At 53.6% G+C, this 5,398-nt stretch carries 6 protein-coding genes and 1 pseudogene; all 7 read left to right on the top strand.

Features of this window, described 5'->3' with window-relative positions; translation table 11 throughout:
- A pseudogene (locus NR114_RS24165) lies at positions 1-309 on the top strand (phage terminase large subunit family protein); the annotation flags it as partial.
- 8 nt (positions 310-317) lie between these two features.
- Entirely contained in the window at positions 318-581 is a 264-nt protein-coding gene (gpW, locus tag NR114_RS24160) for a gpW family head-tail joining protein (protein ID WP_197820663.1), read from the top strand.
- Positions 581-2,224, top strand: a complete 1,644-nt coding sequence (locus tag NR114_RS24155; RefSeq protein ID WP_256813828.1) for a phage portal protein — start codon at positions 581-583, stop codon at positions 2,222-2,224. Before gpW ends, NR114_RS24155 begins: the two co-directional genes overlap by 1 nt.
- A complete protein-coding gene (locus tag NR114_RS24150; protein ID WP_129940349.1) occupies positions 2,221-3,081 on the top strand; it encodes a S49 family peptidase in 861 nt (286 codons plus the stop codon). The genes NR114_RS24155 and NR114_RS24150 overlap by 4 nt, the downstream gene beginning before the upstream one ends.
- Positions 3,082-3,084: 3 nt before the next feature.
- Positions 3,085-3,684 (top strand): hypothetical protein, encoded by a 600-nt coding sequence (locus NR114_RS24145; protein WP_256813827.1) that lies wholly within the window; start codon positions 3,085-3,087, stop codon positions 3,682-3,684.
- Positions 3,684-4,085: a head decoration protein gene (locus NR114_RS24140; RefSeq protein ID WP_197820666.1), complete on the top strand. Its 402-nt coding sequence runs from the start codon at positions 3,684-3,686 to the stop codon at positions 4,083-4,085. Before NR114_RS24145 ends, NR114_RS24140 begins: the two co-directional genes overlap by 1 nt.
- A gap of 103 nt (positions 4,086-4,188) precedes the next feature.
- Positions 4,189-5,238: a major capsid protein gene (locus NR114_RS24135; protein WP_256813826.1), complete on the top strand. Its 1,050-nt coding sequence runs from the start codon at positions 4,189-4,191 to the stop codon at positions 5,236-5,238.
- Positions 5,239-5,398: the final 160 nt, after the last annotated feature.

Here is a 5,398-nt window from a genome sequence, read left to right as displayed (position 1 = left end):
GTTGAGGTGAGGATATCACCTTTAATCAGGTGGCCAAATTTACTGTGCCACTACATTTGGGAACAAATACCGGGGCGGGCTAACGAAGCGCTGGACTGCCGGGTGTACAGTTATGCGGCGTTGTGCGGGCTGTTTTATCTCGGACTGAAACTGAACCAACTGGCAGACAATATCGTGGTAAACCCCGATCGTCTGTTGCCAGCGCCACAGCAACCCGAAGAAAAACCCAATCTTCGTCTACCTGGCGTCATCATCGAAGAGACAGAAAAACCCAAGCGTAAGCGCCTGTCACAACTTTTACCCTCTTAAGGATCCCTATGTTTAACCGTAACACTAGCCTGCTGGCCGGTGCGATGACGCCTGCGCAATTGCAGGACGCATTGGCGAAGGCGCAGCAGGCCTATATTGACCTTGCTGCCGGATCCCGTGGTGTCTCGTTTTCGTATACCCAGGGTGATGGCACGCGTTCTGTTTCCTACCAGCAATCCTCACTGGCTGATTTGGTGGCGCTGATCCAGTTGCTGCAGGCTCAGTTGGGTATTGTTCCCCGCCCACGTAGGCCGATGAGGTTTAGATTCTGATGAATGACATCAAGATTTTAGGCCCAAACGGGCAACCGCTACCACCATCAAGGTCAAGAGCGTCCATGCTGGTGGGCGGAAGTCGGGTTCCCTACGATGCGGCAGATTCGTTCAGTGACCAGCTTGCAAACTGGCAGCCGGCGCTGTGGTCACCAGACAATGAGATCAATATTTACCGCGATCGCATTGTCTCCCGCGTTCGGGATTTGGCCCGCAATGATGGCTGGGCAAGCGGAAGCATTACCCGGGTTCTTGATAATGCCGTTGGTGCGAACTTTCGCCCTATCCTTAAGCCTGATTATAGGATGCTGGCTCTGATGACTGGCAATAGTGCATTTGATTCAACCTGGGCTGATGAATATGGCAAGGTGGTTGAAGCGCACTGGCGGTCATGGGCTAACGATCCGGGGCGCTTCTGCGATGTGGAGCGTAAGCAAACTGTGTCGCAAATGCTACGGTTGGGATTCCGCCATAAGCTTTTGGACGGCGACGCGCTGGCAGTACTCCAATATCGCCCTGATAGGATAGGCCCTGGGCGTGGCCGATATGCGACTACAGTGCAGATTGTTGATCCTGACCGTTTGAGCAACCCGCAACAAAATTTCGATATGCCAAACATCCGCGGTGGTGTCGAAATAGATAGCGATGGAGCTCCAGTGGCCTACCACATCCGTGAGGCGCATATAGGTGACTGGTGGAGCGGTGCCAAAACGATGACATGGCAGCGTATCCCGCGAGAAACTGATTGGGGCCGACCACATGTAGTGCATGACTATGATCATGAGCGTGGTGCTCAACACCGGGGAAATGGGATGTTAACACCGGTGGTTCAACGCCTGAAAATGCTGATCAAGTATGACCAAACGGAACTTGAAGCTGCTATTTTGAATGCAGTTTTCGGTGCTTATATCACGTCGCCGTATGATCCGCAGATGGTTGAAGCTGCGATGGGTGAGACTTTCGATGATAGCAGTCTTGGTGTGTATCAAGACAGTCGCGTCAGCTTCCATAAGGATAATCGCATATCGCTGCAAAATGGAGCGAGAATGCCCATTATGCACCCTGGCGAAAAAGTTGAAACGGTGAATGCCGCACGACCACACAGCAACTTTGAAGTGTTTGAAAGTGCGGCTTTGAGAAATATCGCCGCGGCTACGGGACTGTCCACGCAGCAGGTTACACAGGACTGGTCAGACGTTAACTACAGCTCCGCACGCTCTGCGATGCTGGAAGCATGGAAAACACTGACCCGTCGGCGAGATGATTTTTCTGTCGGGTTTGCTCAGCCGATCCTGTCCGCTTTTATCGAAGAAATCCATGACACGGAAGATTTACCGTTGCCGAACGGCGCTCCGCATTTTCTGGACGCCAGGGCGGCTTATTGCCGTGCGCGCTGGATGGGACCAGGACGTGGTTGGGTGGACCCGGTAGCGGAGAAGAAAGGCGCCATTCTCGGTATGGATGCCGGCCTTTCAACGCTGGAAATGGAAGCGGCGGAAAACGCCGGTGAAGACTGGGAAGAAATGCTCGACCAGCGAGAGCGTGAAATTGCCGCATTCAAAGAGCGTGGGCTCCCGCTGCCGAGTTGGGCACAAGCTGAAATATTCGCACCAGAAACGATAAAAGACCCGGAGGCAGAGTGAATTTACCGCATCTGGCGCAGCGGTTGTTTAACACGCCGCTGGCGCTACACCCGCAAAAAGCCGAAGTCGTCATGGCTGCCATGATGGACCGCTTTGGGATAACGCGCATCAATACCCTGGCATCTGACTGGCTGGGGGATGATGAAAGTTTTACCCGAAAGGCTCGCAAACAGGACGCCGGCTATGACGTGGTTGGTGGTATCGCGGTGATCCCCGTGCAGGGGACACTAGTTCAAAAATTGGGCTCGCTGCGCCCCTACAGCGGCATGACGGGCTACGACGGGATCAGGCAGTCGTTCCTGACGGCAATGAATGATCCGGAGGTAGCCGGTATCTGTCTGGATATCGATTCGCCCGGCGGGGAGGTTGCAGGGTGTTTTGACCTGGTGGACGAGATTTATCACGCCAGAGGTTCAAAACCGATCCACGCCATTCTGACGGAAAATGCGTATTCCGCGGCGTACGCCATTGCCAGCGCCGCTGACCGGATCCACGTGCCGCGCACCGGCGGCGTCGGATCAGTCGGTGTCATCGTTATTCACTGTGACTGGTCACAGCGAATTAAGGAGGACGGACTGGCGGTGACCATTATCACCTATGGGGACCGCAAGGCTGAAAGCAATCCTTACGTCAAACTGACCGATCAGGCCCGTGCCGCGATTCAGGATGATGTGGATACGATGGGTAGGCTTTTTGTCAGCACAGTAGCCCGAAATCGGGGGATCTCTGAGAAAACTATCCGTAACACCCAGGCTGCCTGTTTCCTGGCGGCTGATGGCGTCAAGTTGGGGCTTGCCGATGCGGTCATGACCCCTGACGCCGCATTCCGAAAATTATTCACCGAAGCAGGAGCTTAATGTATGTCTTACTCAAAGTTTGCCCACCTAATGGGTTTTAAGAAAAAAGCCTCAGAAGATGAGGACGACGACAAAGAGAAAGGTAAAAAGGCGAAATCACGCCGTGCGGAAGAAGAGCGCGATGACGAAGAGGACGCCGAAGAGGAGGATGATCGCGAAGACATGGAAGACGATGATGACAGCGATCCTGATGCCGAAGAGGACGACGACAAAGGAAAGGGCAAAAAGGCTAAGTCTCGTCGTGCGGAAGAAGACGATGACGCTGATGCAGAAGAGGACGACGAAAACCGCGATGTGAAAAAAGGTCGCCGGGCTGAGCGTAAACGTTGTGCTGCAATCTTTGGCAGTAAGCACGCCGCAGGCCGTCCTGACATGGCAGCACACCTGGCGTTCAATACCCGCATGAGCGCGAGTGAAGCCATTGGCACGCTGGCAACGATGGGGGCTGTTGCTCCGGCGAAAGCAGCGCGTGTTTCGCTGGATGCGCGTATGCAATCTGAACAGGTACGCCTGGGCCCGGATAGTAGCAAGCCCGCCACGGGCAAAAATGCGCTGGTAAGCAAAATGACCAGTCTCTATGACACTGCACGAGGTAACAAGTAATGGACCAGTTTGGACAAAATCAATTTGCACCTGGCATGGCGAGTTCGCTGTTCGTGCCCGATCAGCTTGTTTCAGGTCCGCTGCAGCTCGTCACCGACTCGGTAACTATCGGGGTTGCAGGTGTGCTTAAACGTGGCACGGTGCTCGGTATGGTGACGGCTTCTGGCGCCTTTATTCCGAGCAAAAAAGATGCGACAGACGGCAGCGAGAAACCGTCAGCCATTTTGGTCGATGATGTCGATACCACTGCTGCTGCACAAACGGGTGGTGTTTATCTGATGGGTGAGTTTAACCAGCACCGTCTGATCTTCGATGCGACCTGGACCGTTGCTGAACTGAAAGCACAATTCCGCCCGCTGGCCATCTTCCTGCGCGACAGCATCCAGGCGCCAGCATCCTGATCTAACCCTTTTCGAAAACGTAACTGATGCCAGTTCTCTGGCAGGGTTGCACTCGTCCTGAATTCTGGCCGGTCACGGTGCCGGCATCATAAAGAGACTGAATATGGAAAACATTTTTGATACCAGCGTGCTGGTGCAGGTCGTCCCTAACCTGAAAACCAGCCAAAACTGGCTTCTGGATCGCTTCTTCCCAAACGTAGTGACCTACGAAACGGAAGAAGTGGCCATCGATGTGGACGTGGGTCTGCGTCGTATGGCGCCATTCGTATCACCGCTGGTGGAAGGCAAACTGGTCGAGAGTCGTAAATACCAGACCAATACCTTTAAACCCGCGTATATCAAAGACAAGCGTGCCCCGGACCTGCGTAAACCCATTCGCCGTCAGATCGGTGAGCGTATCGGCGGTGAATTTACCGCTGCTGAGCGTGAAATGCTGAACCTGCAATTTGAGATGGCCGATCAGATTGACATGATTAATCGCCGTATGGAATGGATGGCGGCCAGTGCCTTGGTTAGTGGTACCGTGAAGGTACAAGGGGAAGGCTATGAAACCAAGGTCGTTGATTTTGGTCGTTCGCCTGATCTGACCATTACCCTCAGTGGCAGTGACAAATGGCCGCTGACGGTGGCAGCAGGTACAACCAACACCAAACCTTCAGACAATATCGAAGAGTGGCAAACCACGTTCCTAAAGGAATCTGGTGCAGTGCCAACTGATCTGGTGTTTACCAATAAATCATGGCGTGCATTTCGCCTTGATACCACCATCAAGGATAACGCAATCACTTTCCCAGCATTGAGCCCGTTCGGCAACCAGATCAATGCCGGTCCGCAGGTCCAGAAAGGGGCTGTTTATAAAGGCCGATGGGGCAACTTTGATCTGTGGCTGTACAACGACTGGTTCATCGATCCGGTTGATGGTGTAGAGAAACCATTAATCCCTGATGGCGCTGTTGTAATGAGCTGTGCAGACTTAATGGGTACTCGAGCATTTGGGGTGATTCTGGATCCTGCGTTCAATTATGGGCCGTTGGCGTTTGCACCAAAATCAGAAATTAAATTCGACCCGGCTCAACGCATTATTCTGATGCAATCAGCTCCTTTGGTCATCCCAAGCCGGGTGAATGCATCTCTTTGCGCAACGGTGGTGTGATATGGCCAAAAAAGCGCAAGGAAACGAACTGGGCGGCTTGCCGCCCGAGTTACTTGTCGGTGAGCAGGAAATCCCGGAAACGTTGAAGGTTGACGATCAGTACCACGATAATCCTACCGACACCGACACCGACACCGACACCGACACCGACACCGACACC

The organism is Serratia sp. Ser99, from assembly GCF_024519545.1.
In the GTDB taxonomy this organism is placed as follows: Bacteria; Pseudomonadota; Gammaproteobacteria; order Enterobacterales; family Enterobacteriaceae; genus Serratia; species Serratia liquefaciens.
The sequence above is the reverse complement of the archived record's forward strand: the minus strand, read 5'-3'. Positions and strand labels throughout refer to the sequence as shown.

Bases quoted from the DNA above. Each gene is read 5' to 3' on its own strand.
- gpW (WP_197820663.1), top strand. From the start codon at position 318: ATGTTTAACCGTAACACTAGCCTGCTGGCCGGTGCGATGACGCCTGCG.
- NR114_RS24155 (WP_256813828.1), top strand. From the start codon at position 581: ATGAATGACATCAAGATTTTAGGCCCAAACGGGCAACCGCTACCACCA.
- NR114_RS24145 (WP_256813827.1), top strand. From the start codon at position 3,085: ATGTCTTACTCAAAGTTTGCCCACCTAATGGGTTTTAAGAAAAAAGCC.
- NR114_RS24140 (WP_197820666.1), top strand. From the start codon at position 3,684: ATGGACCAGTTTGGACAAAATCAATTTGCACCTGGCATGGCGAGTTCG.
- NR114_RS24135 (WP_256813826.1), top strand. From the start codon at position 4,189: ATGGAAAACATTTTTGATACCAGCGTGCTGGTGCAGGTCGTCCCTAAC.